This window comes from Paenibacillus durus ATCC 35681 (genome assembly GCF_000993825.1).
GTDB lineage: Bacteria > Bacillota > Bacilli > Paenibacillales > Paenibacillaceae > Paenibacillus_AQ > Paenibacillus_AQ durus_B.
Genome location: NZ_CP011114.1, coordinates 5,244,883 through 5,262,577, shown reverse-complemented (window position 1 = coordinate 5,262,577; position 17,695 = coordinate 5,244,883). Strand labels below are relative to the sequence as shown.

The 17,695-nt window shown below is 47.0% G+C and carries 16 protein-coding genes and 1 pseudogene; 5 read left to right on the top strand and 12 right to left on the bottom strand.

All coding sequences use genetic code 11. The features are described 5' to 3' along the window. Positions 1–54: 54 nt before the first annotated feature. From VK70_RS24585 to VK70_RS24575, 3 genes are all read right to left on the bottom strand, one after another. Entirely contained in the window at positions 55–1,416 is a 1,362-nt protein-coding gene (locus VK70_RS24585) for an ABC transporter substrate-binding protein (RefSeq protein ID WP_025699441.1), read from the bottom strand. Continuing rightward, positions 1,417–2,892 carry a family 43 glycosylhydrolase gene (locus VK70_RS24580; RefSeq protein ID WP_025699443.1) on the bottom strand — a complete coding sequence of 492 codons (1,476 nt, stop codon included), beginning with the start codon at positions 2,890–2,892 and terminating at the stop codon, positions 1,417–1,419. 411 nt (positions 2,893–3,303) lie between these two features. Beyond that, positions 3,304–4,287: an aldo/keto reductase gene (locus tag VK70_RS24575; protein ID WP_025694692.1), complete on the bottom strand. Its 984-nt coding sequence runs from the start codon at positions 4,285–4,287 to the stop codon at positions 3,304–3,306. Positions 4,288–4,479: 192 nt separating this feature from the next. On the opposite strand from VK70_RS24575, the pseudogene VK70_RS29390 reads away from it, so the two are divergent. From VK70_RS29390 to VK70_RS24555, 4 genes and pseudogenes are all read left to right on the top strand, one after another. Then, positions 4,480–5,084 (top strand): annotated as a pseudogene (locus tag VK70_RS29390) (helix-turn-helix domain-containing protein). A 613-nt stretch (positions 5,085–5,697) separates the two neighbouring features. Further along, complete coding sequence (locus VK70_RS24565; RefSeq protein ID WP_025694690.1) at positions 5,698–6,309, top strand: DUF2239 family protein; 612 nt, start codon at positions 5,698–5,700, stop codon at positions 6,307–6,309. Positions 6,310–6,363: 54 nt separating this feature from the next. Further along, entirely contained in the window at positions 6,364–6,804 is a 441-nt protein-coding gene (locus VK70_RS24560; RefSeq protein WP_025694689.1) for a hypothetical protein, read from the top strand. Positions 6,805–6,822: 18 nt separating this feature from the next. Further along, complete coding sequence (locus VK70_RS24555) at positions 6,823–7,713, top strand: alpha/beta fold hydrolase (protein ID WP_025694688.1); 891 nt, start codon at positions 6,823–6,825, stop codon at positions 7,711–7,713. A 638-nt stretch (positions 7,714–8,351) separates the two neighbouring features. Here the strand turns inward: VK70_RS24555 and VK70_RS24550 are convergent. From VK70_RS24550 to VK70_RS24540, 3 genes are all read right to left on the bottom strand, one after another. Next, positions 8,352–9,404 carry an RICIN domain-containing protein gene (locus VK70_RS24550; protein ID WP_046724539.1) on the bottom strand — a complete coding sequence of 351 codons (1,053 nt, stop codon included), beginning with the start codon at positions 9,402–9,404 and terminating at the stop codon, positions 8,352–8,354. Between the two features lie 144 nt (positions 9,405–9,548). Next, positions 9,549–9,929, bottom strand: a complete 381-nt coding sequence (locus VK70_RS24545; RefSeq protein WP_025697240.1) for a DUF6262 family protein — start codon at positions 9,927–9,929, stop codon at positions 9,549–9,551. Between the two features lie 81 nt (positions 9,930–10,010). Continuing rightward, entirely contained in the window at positions 10,011–10,343 is a 333-nt protein-coding gene (locus VK70_RS24540; protein ID WP_025697241.1) for a hypothetical protein, read from the bottom strand. A gap of 710 nt (positions 10,344–11,053) precedes the next feature. Between VK70_RS24540 and VK70_RS24535 the strand changes: the two genes are divergently transcribed. Further along, on the top strand, positions 11,054–12,484 hold the full coding sequence (locus VK70_RS24535) for a radical SAM/SPASM domain-containing protein (protein ID WP_025697244.1): 1,431 nt from the start codon (positions 11,054–11,056) through the stop codon (positions 12,482–12,484). A gap of 80 nt (positions 12,485–12,564) precedes the next feature. On the opposite strand, the gene VK70_RS24530 is transcribed toward VK70_RS24535, so the two are convergent. The 6 genes from VK70_RS24530 to VK70_RS24505 all read right to left on the bottom strand — a co-directional run bounded on the left by VK70_RS24530 (position 12,565) and on the right by VK70_RS24505 (position 17,683). Further along, entirely contained in the window at positions 12,565–13,320 is a 756-nt protein-coding gene (locus tag VK70_RS24530; RefSeq protein ID WP_025697246.1) for a MurR/RpiR family transcriptional regulator, read from the bottom strand. Positions 13,321–13,428: 108 nt separating this feature from the next. Then, positions 13,429–15,114: a glycoside hydrolase family 13 protein gene (locus VK70_RS24525; protein WP_025697248.1), complete on the bottom strand. Its 1,686-nt coding sequence runs from the start codon at positions 15,112–15,114 to the stop codon at positions 13,429–13,431. Between the two features lies 1 nt (position 15,115). Continuing rightward, complete coding sequence (locus tag VK70_RS24520) at positions 15,116–15,538, bottom strand: PTS sugar transporter subunit IIA (protein WP_025697249.1); 423 nt, start codon at positions 15,536–15,538, stop codon at positions 15,116–15,118. Between the two features lie 31 nt (positions 15,539–15,569). After that, positions 15,570–16,388, bottom strand: coding sequence for a PTS system mannose/fructose/sorbose family transporter subunit IID (locus VK70_RS24515; protein WP_025697250.1), 819 nt, complete (start codon positions 16,386–16,388; stop codon positions 15,570–15,572). Continuing rightward, entirely contained in the window at positions 16,381–17,184 is an 804-nt protein-coding gene (locus VK70_RS24510) for a PTS mannose/fructose/sorbose/N-acetylgalactosamine transporter subunit IIC (protein WP_046723888.1), read from the bottom strand. Before VK70_RS24510 ends, VK70_RS24515 begins: the two co-directional genes overlap by 8 nt. Before the next feature lie 22 nt (positions 17,185–17,206). After that, a complete protein-coding gene (locus VK70_RS24505) occupies positions 17,207–17,683 on the bottom strand; it encodes a PTS sugar transporter subunit IIB (protein ID WP_025697253.1) in 477 nt (158 codons plus the stop codon). Positions 17,684–17,695: the final 12 nt, after the last annotated feature.

Below are 17,695 nucleotides of genomic sequence, written 5' to 3'. Positions count from 1 at the left end.
TTCGCTTCATGCCCGGCCAACCGAAAAGTCGGCTGGCCGGCTGCTTTAGCGCGGTTATTTGAAATATTTCGGCGCGTTTTCTTTAATCGCCTGATCCATCAGGTCGGCAAAGTCATCCGGGGTATGCGCTCCGAGCGCCAGGGCATTCAGCTCGTTGCCGAGCAGCTCATTCGTGGCCGGGTCGAGTCGCGTATCCCACGGTACGGCGAAGACGCTGCCGGATTTCGCGATTTCGTCCTGGATTTTGTAGAACACTTCCGGCATCCCTTGCGCCTGATCCAGCGAATAATTGAAAGGCGAGAACTGGCCTTTTTTCGTATAGGCTTCCGGGTATTTCTCCAGGAGGAATTTGACGAATTCCTTCATTGTATCGTCGAAGGTATCCTGGTTGAACGCGACGCCGATGCCCGAGTTGATGAAATAATCGTTCTCCGCCGTCTTGGCCCCATCCATCATGGGAAGGCGGAAAAATCCGATATTGTCCTTTATCTCCGCGCTTAATTTATCGTTGGCGAAATTCATCGTTTCCCACGAGCCCATGTAATAGATGCCGGTCTTGCCAGCTAGGAACAAATCGCGAGCCGCCGTATAATCCGTTGATGAGAATCCCTGCTGGAAGTACCCTTTGGTGCCCAGCTCGTGAACGAGTTTAATGCCTGCCATGCCCGCCGGGTCCTTGAAGGAGGCCTTGCCTTGCTTGACGTTCTCGATAAAATCATTGCCGGTCATGCGGAAAGGCTCGAACGCCAGGTACCGGAGAACCGGCCATTTGTCCTTGCCGTCGACGGCAATCGGGGTAATGCCGTTCTGCTTGAGCGTCTCGGCAACCTTTAGGAACTCGTCAAACGTCTTCGGCGGTTCCAGGCCGAGGTCCTTAAACATCTTGATGTTGTACCAGAATACCTCGATCCCGTATTCGATCGGGAGCGTGTACATGCTGCCATCCGCGAACTGCTGATATTGCAGGGCAACCGGACGGAACGCGTCGTATTTCCCAAGGTCTTGGAGCAGTTTTTTCATATCGACCAGCTTGCCTTTCTCCACCAGCTTGGAAGCATAGGCGTCGGGATCGGTGTCGAACATGGCGGGCATCTCGTTGCTCGCGATCAATGTCCGCAACTTCTGCAAATAGGACGGGCGATCGCCCGTACCTTCCAGAACGAGCTCGAATTCCGGATGCGTCTTGGAGAATTCATCAGCGATTTCCTTTACGGTGACAGCCGGAGGGCTGTCTACGCCCCGGGCCACGAACCATTTGTATGTTTTCTTACCCGCTTTCTGTCCCGCGTTCGCGGGAGCTCCCGAACCATTTTCCGCAGCGCTGCCCGTATTGCTGCCGCCTCCGCAAGCGCTTACCAAAGCTGTTAAAACGATAAGCGATAACGCTAGAATTAGCCATTTGCCGTAAGCCTTCATCTATTTAACCTCCTGTTCGCTTGGAACCGATAGAGATGCCTGCCCGAATTGCGCCCGGCCTTCCTGGACAAAGCAGCCCCAGCTTCCGGTCTTCAGATTATAAAGGCGTGTCGTCATGGCGACCCGGTCGGCCAAGTAGACGACGCATACGGAATTCTCCACCACGATCCGGATATCGTAAGCCTTACCTGCTTGTAATTCAATCGGCACCTCCAGCTCGACTGCATGGGGGCGGTCGCCGTTGATATGCCACTGCGCTTCGCCCTTCACCCGCCGGGGCCACATGTCGAAGACGAGCCGGTTATGAATCGGTTCAAGGCGAACATAGTAGGCTTCATCCAGATCCTCGTTTGCGCGGAGCATAATGCCGCAGCTTCTCGTCCCTTCGGAGAAGGACAGCCGGGCCGAAATCATGCAGGTTTCGGGCATGGAGCCGGCCGAGATGCAGGAGAAAGTTTCGTCAGCCTCCGCAGAGATGCGCCCCTCGGACACCTTCCACTCCCCGAGCCGTGAGCCCCACTCGGCAGCCTGCCTATTTGCAAAATGCCGGGATACGGTCTCTGGTATTCGCACCGTTAACGTGCCGTCCGGTTCCTGAACGACCTCGTGCACGACCAAATTGCCGGCCCACTGCCAGTCCCCGTAATCGTCCTCCTTCTCCTTGCTGGGGTCCCAGCCGAACGCGTACCGCCGGTTTCCGTCGCTCCATGTTTTCGCGGCATAGAACGCCCTGGCGTCAAACGCGTCATTCCTCGGCGCCGTCCAAGGCCCGCTGAGCGATTTGCTCATCCGGTAATGGGTGACGAACCGGTCCGAAAACGTGGAATACACCAGATACCACCAATCCCCGATCCGGAACAAGTCCGGGCACTCATGGGTAATGTACATTTTCGGGTCCCAGAAAGGCTTGCGGATTTCCCATTTCTTAAGATCCTTGGAAACGCACAACGCGATGCACCCCCGGCGCCGGGACGGGCCTTCCTTGTTCCTTGCGGCGAGCAGCATCCAGTATTCTTTCGCCTCTTCGTTCCAGAACACGAAAGGATCGCGCCAGTCATGCCTCTCATATTGAATCCCGTCCGAATAGAAGGTGTCCTCGGGAATTTTCCGCCACGACTCCATGTCTCTGCTCACGGCGTGCATGACACATTGGAGCGGCTCGCCGTCCTCCGTGAAGTCCGGGTACGGATTCAGCCCCGTGTAGAACAGATGGAATTCGCCTTCGGCTTCGATGATGGAACCGGTATAACAGTTCAAATCTTGCTCGCTGACGCTTCCATGCTTCAGCATTTCACCTTTTTCCTCGTAGCGCACGAAATCGCTTGTGCGGAGCTCAAACCAGGAGGTTCCTTCTCCGTGAATGCTCTTATTCTCCCTCCAATCATGGAGATAGAACAACCGGAATGTACCGTCTTTGTAAAAGGGAATAAGATCTCCCACCCAAGCCCCCTCCGGCTTGTAAAACAGGTTCGACATGGTATGCGGCCCCTTTCTTGTGTCCTAACTTGATTATAAAAAGATTTGTAAGCGCTTTAAATTCTAAGTTCTTTGTCAGATGTTCAATATTTTTAGTTTCCCGTTAAAAAAATAGCCCCAAGATCAATAATGACCTTGAGGCGGCAAGTCTCCCTGAACTGAACTTAACTAAATAAAATGAACTTGAGATTTTCCCATTTGGGTATCGTTCGTAACTTCGAGGAACGTTTGGACTTCCGGCCGCTGTTGTCTCCAGATTTCTTGATAATTAACCGCTCTTCGCGGATGAAATCCGGAGACAAAGGCGGTCGCTATCGCTCCTACAGTTCCAAACTTCCCCTTCGTTACTCCTTACCCTGATGTCATTTTTTCAAGTTCATTTTATATAAATAATGTGAATAATGGCCCGCCCTAGCTAAGATTACCCATCACTGGATGAGGCACATAAGGCTCTTCCAGGCTCACCATTTCGTCAGCATCCAGCTTCACTGACAGCGCAGCAACGGCATCCTCCAGATGATGGGGCTTAGTTGCGCCGATGATTGGAGCGGTCACCGGTTCCTTTTGCAGAACCCACGCAAGCGCAACCTGCGCGCGCGGAATCCCCCGTTTGGCGGCAATCTCAGCTACTTTCTCCACAATCTTGCGATCGGCATCGGCCATTTGCGAATAAAGCGTCTTTCCGAACTCGTCGATCTCGGACCGGGCGGTCTGCTCCTCCCAATCCCGGGTTAACCGGCCTCTGGCAAGCGGACTCCACGGAATGACGCCGATTCCCTCCTCGCGGCAAAACGGCAGCATTTCCCTCTCTTCTTCCCGGTACAATAAATTGTAGAAATTCTGCATGGAGACAAATTTGGTCCAGCCGTTGCGCTCAGCGGTATGCTGGGCTTTCAGGAACTGCCAAGCATACATGGAAGACGCTCCGATATATCTGGCCTTGCCTGCTTTCACGACGTCATGGAGCGCTTCCATCGTCTCTTCAATCGGTGTCGTATTATCCCACCGGTGGATCTGGTATAAATCGACGTAATCCGTACCCAGCCGTTTCAGGCTGTTATCGATTTCGGTCAGGATCGCCTTGCGGGAAAGCCCCGCACCGTTAGGGCCCGGACTCATGCGGAAAAATACCTTCGTCGCGATGACCACCTCATCCCGGCGGGTATATTCCTTTAGGGCGCGTCCGACAATTTCTTCGCTTGTTCCATCGGAGTACACATTCGCCGTATCGAAAAAGTTAATCCCGAGCTCCAGCGCTCTTTTAATGAAGGGCCGGCTTTCCTCTTCATTCAGCGACCAGGGAGCCATTCCGCGTTCGGGCACCCCATAACTCATACAGCCAAGACATAATCGGGAGACTTCCAGACCGGTACGGCCAAGTTTGACATAATCCATAATTGGCACAACTCCTTTGTTTGGTATAGGCCTCATTCCGCCTAGGCAGGGCATACCCTTATTATGCGATAATTAAAAATAAGACCGTTATCCCATTCGTCTCAAATGCTTGCCTAATCCTCTCACTCTCGTTAACGCCACCGGCGCAGATGCTTTTTAATTGGACAAAAGAACACCAACAAGGAGGAGCTTATGTCTGAGGAAATACGAGACCAGAGGGATGAACTCGCCAAACGGATCGAGCGTCATACCGGTCGGGACGGAGTTCACAAGACCGCGATTCCCTCTTTATATTTTTTCCGCAACTCTAATTTGACCAAGCCGGCCCACAGAGTGTAGAACCCTTCCCTATGCTTCATCGCTCAAGGTTTAAAAGAGGTTATCAATGACTCCGACATTCCAATCGCTTCGAAAGGAAATGCCAAGCGAGCCTTGTTTGTCGGCAAGATAGAGCGTTCAATACTGGATGCGATACTCCTGGTTAACCCGTCTGCTGGACAATTCGAAAGACATTCCGTTCCTTGCTCGAAACAGCCAGCATGAGTATTTCTTCGTTTCACCGGCACTTCAAAGAGGTCACCGCGATGAGCCCTATTCAGTTTCAAAAACAGCTGCGCTTGCAGGAAGCTCGGCGCCTTCTGCTATCCGAGTCGGCGGACGCCGCCGATGTTGCATTCCGGGTAGGCTACGAAAGCGCATCCCAATTCAGCCGGGAATATTCCCGTATGTTTGGCGCTCCTCCCAGAGCAGACATCAAGCGTCTGAGGGAAAAATATGACCATCGGCTGGACGCATGATCCTCTTGCCCGTCGATAAAAAGAACACCGGGAGATCTGACTAGGGTAAGCCAGTTCTCCCGTCACTTCCAGACCAGCTGATTGGCGGCTTTTCGCACTTCGTTCTCTTGTATCTGACTGTAGCTCAAGCACCATATAGGTCTTGGTGTTCGGCGAAAATAAAGTATTAGACTGAGTCATTGATTTAACACGGTTTTTGAATTGAAGCATCGTCAGCTTTTAAAAAATAAGTTTTAGACTGATCCATTAATAAAAGCAGCGGCGAACCAAGACTTGATATCAAAGTCTTAGACTGCCGCAGTTGTCGTTCAACTAACGTTCCTCGTTAGTTGAAAGCTGTAGCTCTTTTATAATACCTTTCCACTCGACAGTAACATTGATTATTTCATCGCTCCGCTCTCAAGTGCTGGAATAAGCTTTTCAAGTACGCGTAGTCTGGCCGCTCGCCGAGCAAATACTTTGCCAGTTCCGCCCTCAACAGCGCGGTTCCTCTTAGGCCGTATCTTTTGCATTTATTCCCTACATTACGAACGGGAAAGTACATTTTACCCAGGTAATATTGATTTTTTATTTTTACCCGGGTAAAATTGAGACGAGCAGAAAGGAGGTCAGCATGAGTAATGCCCTAACACGCTTTTACTGCACGGCATTTTTGGGTGTGGGAGTCGTCGCCAGTGGTTCGTTACAGCACGTTGTTACTACAGTGAAGGATGCTCTGAGTGACAGAGAACTCACACAGCTGCTTATATTTGACGATTCTACGGGGAAGCCAATAGATGTTGATTTTCGTGGGAAGACAGATGATGTGCTTAAACGATTAGGAGAACAGTTTGGTGACTCACCCGGTACAGAAGTGAATCACCAGACTACACGGCGGGTCGGTCGACCCAAGCTGGGTGTTGTATCCGGTGAGGTTACGTTATTGCCTCGGCATTGGGAATGGCTCAAGAGTCAACCTGGAGGGGCGTCGGTAACATTACGAAAACTCATTGATGAAGCTCGCCGTACTGGAGAACAACAGAGCACAATCCGAGAGTCACAAGAAGCAACATATAACTTTATGACAGCTATGGCCGGGGACTTCAATCAATACGAAGAAGCTCTGCGGGCACTGTATGCCGGTGATTTGGATCGTTTTTACCACTTCATCGATGACTGGGCACCTGATATCAGAAACCATGTCAAGAGATTAGCCGCCAATGCATTCCCTGAAGAGAACTTATGAATGAAAGCATATGAGGGCGTAAAGAATTAAAAAGGAATTGCGAAAGGAGTCACTATGACTGAGTTAGAATCTATTCGTTACATTGAACCAACGCAACGCGCTGGCATGAGGTTCATGCAACGAGGCATTGAGGGCAGCATCGTCATGTTGAACCTGCTGCGTTTTCGTGATGTTGCTGATTACACAGCCAATCCTGAACTAACACCGGAGGTCCCTATTAGCGGTGCCGAAGCTTTCAACCGCTATATTGAGCACACCCTCCCATATCTCCGTGAAAGCGGAGGTGAAATCGTGTTTCTTGGCGATGGCGGAGAGTTTCTTATCGGACCCGAAGACGAGAAATGGGATCTTGTCATGCTGATCCGCCAGAGTAGCGCGCAGTCATTTCTAGCTTTTTCAAGTCATCAAGACTACCTGGCCGGTATCGGTCACCGGACTGCAGCGATAGAAGATTCACGCCTTCTGCCTATGGCAGAACTTCCGAAACCGAATTAATTGAAGGAGAACATGACCATGAACATTCTAAAAGTTAACGGTGTTGAGTTGGCCTATGATAGTTTCGGTAACGAAAATGACGAGGCTATTATCCTAATCGCCGGGCTTGGAACCCAGATGATCCGCTGGACGGTTCCGTTTTGTGAACTATTGGCAGCGCGGGGCTTTCGGGTGATCCGCTTTGACAATCGCGACGTAGGTTGCTCAACACACTTTAGCCATTATCGGACGCTGGATTTTGACGCATTAGCGACTGCTCTCATGTCGGGACAGCGACCGGACATCCCTTACACTCTCGATGACATGTCCAACGACGCTATCGGACTGCTCGACGCCCTTTCAATTGACCGGGCACATTTCGTTGGCAGGTCAATGGGCGGAATGATCGCCCAGATTGCAGCCAGTGAGTACCCTGAACGGGTTTTATCACTCACCTCCATTATGTCTAGTTCCGGTAATCCCACCCTTCCGCAAGCTTCCCCGGATGTCATGGGGATGATGACTAAACCGGCGCCGAACCCATTTGAGGATGAAGCAGGATTTTTGGCGCACAGCCTCTCTTTTGCCAAACGCATCGCTGGCGCTGGCTATCCGTTTGAAGAAGACGCTTATCGGGCACTCATTCTGGAGGAAGTCCAGCGAGCCTACGATCCAGGCAGTGTCGGACGACAAATTGCTGCGATCGCTGTCTCCGGTGACCGTCGTCCGCGGCTGGCGACCATAAAAGTACCAGCACTTGTCATTCATGGGATGGACGATCCCCTGTTCGTCCCGGCGTGTGGCGAGGACACGGCTTCTGCCATCCCGGGCGCCGAGCTAATGTTGGTTGACGGCATGGGACACGACCTGCCGCACCAACTGTACAAAGTAACCGCTGATGGCATAGAGCGAACGGCTCATCGCAATTGACACGCGCTTCCTGAATAGCAACCAGCCGGAGTCCCGCAGTGCCCAATGGGACGAGTAGGCCCAGGGGCGCAGCGCTGATCAATTTGCACCCTTGGGGGTGGAAGCGGCGGTGCTCTTGGAACGGTTGTTAAAGCAGCTCCATTTGAACGTATATATGGAAACAATCGAATAAGCGCCAGTTCCATGATATCATCGTGAGCCGGCGCTTTTTTTGTCTTCGTAAGGCCATACGATTAATCGTCAGCTTTAACTATCCTGCCCGTTCGTATTATGAAGCATTGTCAGTCTAATACTTTATTTTCTCAGTCTACAACTTTATTTGCTCAGTTTATCAAGACCTAAATTTAGGAAAGTCAGATATAATAAAGGGTTCCACATATTAGTCATGTATAATATGTGGAACCCTTTATGTTTAACTATCGTGTCCCGTTAGTTGGATGATTCGTACTACTTATGATTTAATACGTTCCTGTTAATACATAAATCCAAGTTCATTACCATCAAGGTCGGCAAAATGTAAATTTAGTAGTACCAAGACGTAGTATGCAGTTCATTAATAACGGCTACTTTATCTTTTAATTCTTCCCAAAGTTTTTCTAAGTTCGGTACTTGAAAATTAAATCTTCCCTTTGCATGTTCTAATTATCCAAAAGGTTTGCTGTTGGAGGATAGTAACTGGAACTTGTGGTATTTGGATCTGTTACTGTCCATGGTTCCCTTACGAGTGTACCGTCTGAACGTTGTACACTATATTCTGAAACCAATACATATTTAGTCCATGCGACAATATAGGGATTCGAATTGAAAATTGACAATTCTTTTGTTTCTTCAGTCATTTGTGTAGTTGTGTGACTTTCATGTGTTGCTAGTTGCGTTGTATATTGATAAGACAGACTAGCAGAAGAATGACTCTTTTCCGCCTTTCCAAATTGAAATCCTACGTCTACCCCAATCGTATGACCAACAGTTTTTGAAACTAAATTTTGATCTTCCTGTGTCATACCTGTGGTTTGTATATATTTGTGTGTTTCATTCGGAGCAAGTGTATGTGAAGCTACTCGCTTCCAGTATTGTTTTCTTATGTATAAATAATAGGGATTAGTTTTTATTTGTTGTTGCCCATCACTATAATAAGGATCGTCAACCGCAATAAATGGTGCTAGCGTATATTGAGTTGTAACCTTGTCAGTAAACTCTGGTAGTACATCATTTATATTCCCATATTGCGGGACAGCCGGTACAGGATACGTTGGGACAGAAGGTAGGTTGAAGCTTTCTACAGCTTCAGGAAGCCATCGTTGATTATCCCCCCCATGCCACGGATACAAAGTTATTTCCTTTCCGTCTTCTGGATATCCATAATCCTGTACAAGTCCCTTTTTTTTGTTGGTAATTTTTTTGTAACCACCTTCCAAATCATGTAGGAACCATTGTTGATTATCCCCCCCATGCCACGGATACAAAGTTATTTCCTTTCCGTCTTCCGGATATCCGTAATCCTGTACAAGTCCCTTTTTTTTGTTGACAATCGCATAATAATTATTATTAAGCGGTACGAACATCCATCGTTGATTATCCCCCCCATGCCACGGATACAAAGTTATTTCCTTTCCGTCTTCTGGATATCCATAATCCTGTACAAGTCCCTTTTTTTTGTTGACAACCTTATAAAATTGATTTTGATTAGGCATCACAAAAATCATCCCTTCTTAATAGGTTTACCCCCTTAAGATATGTCATAAATAACGTTATATGCCCAAATGTGTCTTCACTGAGTGAGACTGTTTTTTCCAGGGTATCCTGCCAGTTAGCTTAATAAGGTAATAGAAATTCCCTCAAATCTTTTGATAGACCTCCGCATAGGAAAACTTAAGTTGTTCTCGCAACTTTTTATTTTCATCTTCGAGCTTCTTCATCTTTCGTTTTAACGCATCAATGATGGCGTCCTTGTTGTTCTCATCCATCTCTCGCTTGATTTGTTTTGGTGTCGGCACTTGAGCTTGCTGCTGACGAAGCGATTCAATGCGCCCTCGTATCTCAGGATTGTTATAGAGCGTTGCTTTACTTACGCCAGCATCAGTTGCAACACTATTAAAATTGATGCCCTCTTTGGCTTTTACAAGCCGTCTAATCGACTCATCCACTCTTTGTATGGTCTTAGCTTTGCGAGCCTCATGAACCTGCTTTAAATGCGCTCTACGATCGTAATCAGACATGTTTTACACCTTTCTTTCCTTTGATACGCTCCATACGCCCAAAGACGATGTTGCCTTTTCTGATCGTCTCATAGATGCTGGTCAGACGATCAAGGTTCTTTTGGTTTTTCTCCGCAATTTCGTCGCGGCCGTATGTTTGGCAACTTCTATCATTTTTGAGGTAGATTGAATATGAATTTCGTACTTAGGTACGTCCATGTCAGAGAGACCTACAGCTAAGTCTTTACAAGGGCTGCCGCCGTTACAAGTTAAACAGGGGGGTTCTTCCGCGTATGGACAATTACCATTTACACGAGCCCGACAGGAGCCGTAGGGATTATCGATCGCATTTAGCTTCTGATCACGCCAGAGCGTTTCCAGGATATCGTATGGGATTTCTTCATCCTTATGAATCTCATGGATTTTCCCATTCATACGTAAGTATTTATCCTCAATATATTAAACAATCTATACCAAGCTATATAGCCTTAGTTAATATTTCTTTTAAACAAAAAATAGAGGAGATCAGCTCATATAATGAACTAACCATCCTCTATTTACGTTACTACAATTAACCGAGTCTAACACTTTATTTTTCAGTCTAGAACATTATTTTCTTTTGACACTTGGGCTTTTTTCGTTTCGATTTCCAAGATAAGGGTATGGAAAACCGACTTATGTGAAAAAATATACAATATAGCTAAAGACGAGGTGATAGTGATGAGTGAATTACAGGAAATCAAGGCTCTTCTGTGCGAATGCGGTCTCTCCAAGCGTCAGCTTCTAAAAGAGCTGATTGATGCTGTCACGGACAATATGGCCATATGCGGGCAGTGTGATGCGGGGTGTATCAATTGTCAAACAGGTTGCAATACTGGACCTTCGGCAAAGTGATGCGCTGGTTTAAGGACTTCAAATCATAGAGAATGAGGTGACAGTAATGAGTGGGTTAAATGAAATCCGGGCGCTTCTTTCGGGATCAGGTCTCTCGAAGCGTGAGCTTTTAAGAGAACTTATCATTGAGGCTGTAACGGAGGATGAGGAGGATATCGCAAGATGTACAATAGGATGTTCAATGCGCTGTACATCATGTTCTCCAGGATGCTCCAACGGAGGAGTAGCTAAATGATAGGGAGGTTATAGTTATGGGACTTCTTCTAAGCCCTGAGGTGAAGCTACGGCCTGACGGGGGAAGGTCAATCCTGTTTACCGCCAATCCGGGGGATAGCCCGCAGGAAGTGTTTAAATTTCTCTACCCGCAGCAGGCTGTCATCCTCTCCTTGTTTGACGGGAAGCGGGACCTGACTGCCGTTCGTGAAGCCGTGGCCTATATCTTCGATCTGGATATGGAAGCAGCGACTCGGCAAGTAGATGCCCTGCTGGCTGTGCGGGTAAATGATGAACAGACCATGGAATCCTTGATCATCGAAGCTTCCGATATCAACCCGGATCAGGCACGGATATACGATCCCAAGACTTTTATTGTTCCGGAAGAGATGATTGACATGGATGATACCCGGTGCAAAATGCCCTACACCTTGCTGGTACTCCCGACCATGCGCTGTGTGACCAATTACAGGTATTGCTATGCTAATCGTGAGGGTTTTAGAGGAAAACAGGAATTGGATTTAAATCTGTACCGTCGCCTGTTGAAAGAGGCCCGTGCGTGCGGTATAGAAACCGTCGAGTTCTCGGGGGGCGACTTTTTTTGCCGGGAGGATGCCTTTGATTTCATTGAGAGCACTCTGTCTGCAGGTCTGTATCTCAATATCCCCACGAAGTATCCTTTATCCAGAAGTATGGCCCAGCAGCTCGCGGCAACCGGACTATCCACCATCCAGGTTAGCATTGACGCGCTTAACCCGGAAATCATTGACCGTCTCATGGGTCTTACCGGCTATGGGAAGAAAATACTGCAAACCCTCGATTACTTGGGTGAAGCGGGAATCAAGGTCCGGACCAACACGGTGTTAACCCCGGTTAACATCAAGGATGCCGTATCCCTGGCGCGGTATTTGATGGAGAAGCCTTATGTGCTGAGGAGCAACTTTACTTGCTACGGACGTTCCTTATACCGCCATGACGACAGCCTGTTCTGTTCGCCGGAAGATATCCAGATTTTCGAGGAAGAGTTCAATACGATCAAAGAGGAATTTCCGGACAAAGTGAATTTCAGCGGCGCCAATGATAATCCCTATGCCGGAGAGGAATCGGTAAGGAAGAACAACTTTTGGGAAAGAGCTTATTGTACAGCTAACCGGCGCGGTGTTGTTGTGCTGCCCGACGGTAAGGTAACTATCTGCGAGGAGCTGTACAATCACGAACATTTTATTATCGGCGATTTAACAAAACAGACGTTGCTGGAAGTGTGGAATTCGCCAAAAGCCCTGGAACTGGCCTACCCGCAGCAGGCTGCCGTTTCCAACGGACCTTGCCATGATTGCTCTGATTTCCAGCGGTGTCATGAAGGTCTCGGAAGATGTGTCAGGGAAGCTCTTAAAGCTTATGGATATGATCAGCACTACGCTCCAGATCCCCGATGTCCCCGGGCGCCTGTGGGCAGCCGTTTGGCTTAAAATCTAAAAGACCCTTGATTCATCACTCATTCTGATGTTTCAAGGGTCTCCTTCTGTCCCAAACATGTTCTACAAAATGATTATTCATCAAAGAGAACAAACTCACGATATTTTCGCGCAATGACATCCAGTATCACTTCTAGCCCAATCAACGAATGAACGACTTGCTTTTGATAACTTGGCAATGGAGTTGCTTCAAAAAAGAATGCATAGTCGGCATGCTCAACCAAAAAATTACTTCCGAATTTCGTAATGGCTGCGATCGTTACGTTTTTTATTTTTAACGCCCGAACGACATCTTTTATCATTTTGGTTTCGCCGCTGAACGAAGTGAATATTACCAAATCCTCTTCCGTTATAAGAGAGCTGTTAATCGCCAAATTTGTCTCGCCTGAAATCATTATATTTTGTCGATTCGCAATCATTAAATCCTTAGAAAATTCCTTTGTGAAATTATTCTGTGAGAAGCCGGTGGCGTATAAAAAGACCATGCGTGCAGCTTTCAGCTTCTCCAGAAAGGGCTGAAAATTCGTTTGCTCCACATACCGAAAAATCCGGTCCAAATCCTGTTTTAATAACAGAGTCAAATCACTGGGTTCAAGTGATGTCAGGGTCATGTCCGACCGGAGAGCATACTTTAATTCTGAAAATCCATGATACCCCAGCTTTTTTGCCAAACGAAGCACCGAGCTTTTCGAACTAAGCAACGCCTCGCCTAATTCGACGATATTCATGTCAATGACATCTTGGGGCCGATTGGTTATGAATCTTACCATTTCTTTTTCAGAATCGGTCAAACCGTCATAATGTATCTTTACACGCAAGTCAAAATCCATATAGCTGCTCCTCGTTATGTAATATTACTAAGTATCATCATTTACAAAAAACAGTATACTGCAAAAAAGACTAGCAAGAGGAGATTCTCTACTAGTCCAATCCGTTCTTTATTCTTCAATAAAATAAATTACAGCTTCATACGGTCGAAGCTCCAAGTTGTCCAGCTCTTTCTTGGTATCCGGATAATTGGATAATAACAATTTACCGGACGAATCTTTCAGCTCTTGAGGTAACCTATAATTAACTTTACTCTCGGAGAAGGAGCAGACGACTACTAATTTCTGCCCTGCCAGGGTACGCGTATACCCGTAGACAGCGGAATCGCCCGGATGGATCAGTTCATAAACTCCGTCAACCACGACCGGCAGCTCTTTCCGAAGACGAATCAATTCTTTGTAATGGTAGTACACCGAGTTTGGATCGGCCAAGCAATCTTCCACATTGATCCAAGCATTATCCGGGCTGAAATCAATCCACGGTGTTCCGCTTGTAAATCCATACGGTTCTCTTCCATTCCACGGCATCGGTGTGCGCGCATTATCACGGGATTTCAAGAAAATGGACTCTTTGATGTACGCTTCCGGAAGTCCCTTCGCCTCAAATTCTCTCTTCACACCATAGGTTTCAATATCCTTATACTGGTCAAAAGAAGCAAAGCGGACATTGCGCATTCCCAGCTCTTCTCCTTGGTAAATATAAGGCGTGCCTTTCATCATATGAAGGAGGGTTCCTAACATTTTTGCGGATTCTACCCGGTACTCCTTGTCATTCCCAAAGCGGGTAACCGCACGCGGCTGATCATGATTGCTCCAATAAAGCGAGTTCCACCCCCTGCCTTCCAGTTTGTCCTGCCACTCTGTCATAACGTCCCGTAAATCGCTCAGCTTAAAACGGATGTCTGAGAACTTTCCATAGGGTCCGTAGTCCAGGTGCATGTGATCGAAATGGAAGACCATGTTTAATTCTTTCCGCTCTGGATCTGTATATAATATCGCTTGGTCACTATTTGTATTTGCTGTCTCGCCCACGGTCATAATATTATATTTGCTTAATACCTCTTGATTCATTTCATGGAGAAATTCGTGAACGCGCGGTCCATTCGAAGCACCGATATAATACGATTTGGTGTAGATCGCGTCATCTGCTGCATCCGGCCAATCCTGACGTTTACTAATCAAGCTGATGACATCCATCCGGAAACCGTCGATTCCCGTCTCGAACCAGAATTTCATCAGATCATAAATCGCTTCACGAACCTTGGGATTCTCCCAGTTCAAATCCGGCTGTTCTTTAGCAAACAGATGCAGATAATATTGTCCGCGGCTCTCGGCATACTCCCAAGCGGGACCGCCAAAAGTCGAGCCCCAATTCGTAGGCGCACTTCCATCTACCTTAGGGTCTTTCCAAATGTAAAAATCTGAAAATTCATTGTCCCGCGATTCACATGACTTCTTGAACCATTCATGCTGATCGCTTGTATGATTAACTACCAGGTCCATAATAATCTTGATATCCAAGAGATGCGCTTGATCCAGGAGTCGTTTAAAATCATCCATTGTCCCGTATTCGGGATTAATCTCGTAGTAATCTGCAATGTCATACCCGTTATCCACCAGCGGCGATTGATAAATCGGATTCAACCAGATCACGCTGATGCCCAAATCCGCCAAATACGGGAGCTTTTCAATGATTCCGTTTAAATCGCCTATACCGCTCCCGGTTGTATCTCTGAAACTTTGCGGATAAACCTGGTAAACGACACCTTTTTTCCACCAATCTTTTTCTTGCATCATCTTATTCATCTTCATTATCATCTTTGGGCATATTGGCGACGTAGTCATTCACATATACTAACTGCTGCCTTGCTTCATTCACGGCATTAAGAATTTGATCCGCTGTTAAATATTCATCTTCCGGTTGCACCAGTACAGAAATGATAACCGGCAAATTTATTCCCGATATGATATGAAAATGCGGACGGCTTATATACGCTGCAAATGCCTGATTCACCGATCCTCCGAGCAAATCCGTGAACACCACTACTTCATCTTCTTCCCCTACATCCCCCAGCAACTCCTTGACTTCTTCCTTAACCGGAGTGTTGGTCAGGTATGCTGAAAGAGCATGAACATTGCCAATACCTTTAGTGATATAGTTTAGAGTGTCTTTTACGCCTTCCGCCATTTTTTCGTGGCTTGCAATGATAATTTTTCGCATAGACTTCGTTTCCTTCCTCTTTCTTTATCAATTAAACGCCCAAAATTCCAAAGTAGGAGCAGACTAACGCTAAAGCAATGATCAAAAATATGATGTTTGTGAGGCTCAGCTTCTTCGACCCGATCAATTTATAGACGACCACTGTTAGAACAGCCGGTAGCATCGCCGGCATAATTTTATCCAGAATTTCAGTTTGAATGGGCAGTGTGACTTCCCCCGCTTGATACTTAAGCTGAACATTCATTTTTACAACGGCTGGAATTAATGCGCCAACTACGGTTAACCCCATGATGGAGGCTGCTTCAGTAAAGACATTTAATCTGTCGCCAAGGGCAGTGATTAATTTCAATCCGGAGGTGTGGCCGACGTCGAACAATTTAATCCGGAAAAAGAAAAAGACGATATTGAGCAGCAACCAAATAATCGCACCTGTCGGATTTCCTTGTAAGCCCATATATCCGGCAATTGATCCCATAATCGTTGGGTATAGCACCCAAACAAGCGTATCACCAACACCGGCAAGCGGTCCCATCATCCCTGTTTTAAAAGCTTGAACCGCTTCTTTGGATTGGATGCCATCTTTCTGTTCCATCGCCACTGAGGCCCCCAAGAGAAGGTTAGCCATCCATGTCGTGGTATTAAAGTAGTTAAAATGATTATTTAACGATGCTTTATAGTCCTCATCATTTTTATATATTTTTCGTAACACTTTATTCAGTCCAAACACAACCGCCGGAGCTTGCTGATTCTCGTAATTAAAGGTGTTGCAAGCCATGAACATATACCGGATGGCTGCTGACCGAATGTCTCTTTTCGTTACCTGATTTGTTGCAGGCTCTGTATTACTCATCGAATTCGTCTCCTTCAACCGATGTATTGCCGCTCCCCGCCGCAGTTGCTGCGGGTGTACTGCTCATTTTTTGGGTGAAGTAATAATAGGCAAAGGCGAAGCCTAAAATAGCAATTCCTAGGATCGGTAAGCCAAGATATGCGGAAATCACAAAGCCAATCAAGAGCATCGTCAGGTATTTCTTCACTGGCATGAACTGAAGCAATAAGGCAATCCCGACTACCGGCAGCATGGACCCGGCTATAGATAATCCATCTGTAAACCATTTCGGTACGACATCCAGCAACACCCTGACGATTTTATCTCCGAATATCACACAAAGTAAGGTTGGAACCGCTGTAGTTAAACCGAAAATCAGGGGCCCAATCCAGAAAATACGGTTCATTTTCCCGAATTTCCCTTCGTTTAACGCTTTTTGAGCCGCATGAGAAACATAGGAATTGAGGATCTTACCCAGCACATCCAATTGAATACCCAGCATTCCGACAGGTACCCCAACTGCCAAGGCAATGGCTTTCGCATTTTCAATATCATGGGTTGTACGGATGGCTACGTAAATCCCGACAAGTGTCGCAAGACCATAATTGGGTACGGAGGACCCGCCTATATTGGCTACTCCCAGGGCCATTAATTGAAAGGTCCCGGCTATAACCATCGCTGTCGCGACATCTCCCATAATAAGTCCGGCAATCATTCCGATGATGGATGGGAACCAAGTAGTAATGACAAAGCCTTGCTGGTCAAGAACCATCCAAAAGGCTAATGCAACGATGAGTATCGCTTGTATAATCTCCATGTTTTATCCTCTTCCTGCTTTGTTATTTAATATAGGTTTCCAGTGGTTCTTCGGCATCTCCCGGCACAAAATGAAAGGTAACTGGAATTCCTTTTTCTTTTAATGCTTTTAAATCGGCTGCTTCTTTTTCATTTACCGAAACCATCTTCTTTACCGTTCTTTTACCTTCGCCGTCAAAAATGATCCCGACATTTACTTTCGGAATTTGAACGCCGCCCTCAGCAAGCTTCAGCAACGTTTCAGGTTCTCGAACAACCAGCAAAACATTATGATCGTCATATTTTCCGGCATTGAAGTTGGTAATCGCCGTATCCGTATCAATGATCGACATCCCGGTTCCGGCAGGCTTGCTCATACGCATAGCTGTTTTTTGAACTTCATCTTGACTTACAACATCATCTACGACCATCAGCCGTTTGGCTCTTGTGTGTCCTGCCCATTGAGTCACCACAATTCCATGAATCAAGCGTTGATCAATTCGCGCCAATACAATTCCCATATCTCTAATCTC

Coding starts and splice junctions, on each gene's coding strand:
- VK70_RS24585 (WP_025699441.1), bottom strand. CDS start 1,416: ATGAAGGCTTACGGCAAATGGCTAATTCTAGCGTTATCGCTTATCGTT.
- VK70_RS24580 (WP_025699443.1), bottom strand. CDS start 2,892: ATGTCGAACCTGTTTTACAAGCCGGAGGGGGCTTGGGTGGGAGATCTT.
- VK70_RS24575 (WP_025694692.1), bottom strand. CDS start 4,287: ATGGATTATGTCAAACTTGGCCGTACCGGTCTGGAAGTCTCCCGATTA.
- VK70_RS24565 (WP_025694690.1), top strand. CDS start 5,698: ATGAGTAATGCCCTAACACGCTTTTACTGCACGGCATTTTTGGGTGTG.
- VK70_RS24560 (WP_025694689.1), top strand. CDS start 6,364: ATGACTGAGTTAGAATCTATTCGTTACATTGAACCAACGCAACGCGCT.
- VK70_RS24555 (WP_025694688.1), top strand. CDS start 6,823: ATGAACATTCTAAAAGTTAACGGTGTTGAGTTGGCCTATGATAGTTTC.
- VK70_RS24550 (WP_046724539.1), bottom strand. CDS start 9,404: ATGCCTAATCAAAATCAATTTTATAAGGTTGTCAACAAAAAAAAGGGA.
- VK70_RS24545 (WP_025697240.1), bottom strand. CDS start 9,929: ATGTCTGATTACGATCGTAGAGCGCATTTAAAGCAGGTTCATGAGGCT.
- VK70_RS24540 (WP_025697241.1), bottom strand. CDS start 10,343: ATGAATGGGAAAATCCATGAGATTCATAAGGATGAAGAAATCCCATAC.
- VK70_RS24535 (WP_025697244.1), top strand. CDS start 11,054: ATGGGACTTCTTCTAAGCCCTGAGGTGAAGCTACGGCCTGACGGGGGA.
- VK70_RS24530 (WP_025697246.1), bottom strand. CDS start 13,320: ATGGATTTTGACTTGCGTGTAAAGATACATTATGACGGTTTGACCGAT.
- VK70_RS24525 (WP_025697248.1), bottom strand. CDS start 15,114: ATGATGCAAGAAAAAGATTGGTGGAAAAAAGGTGTCGTTTACCAGGTT.
- VK70_RS24520 (WP_025697249.1), bottom strand. CDS start 15,538: ATGCGAAAAATTATCATTGCAAGCCACGAAAAAATGGCGGAAGGCGTA.
- VK70_RS24515 (WP_025697250.1), bottom strand. CDS start 16,388: ATGAGTAATACAGAGCCTGCAACAAATCAGGTAACGAAAAGAGACATT.
- VK70_RS24510 (WP_046723888.1), bottom strand. CDS start 17,184: ATGGAGATTATACAAGCGATACTCATCGTTGCATTAGCCTTTTGGATG.
- VK70_RS24505 (WP_025697253.1), bottom strand. CDS start 17,683: ATGGGAATTGTATTGGCGCGAATTGATCAACGCTTGATTCATGGAATT.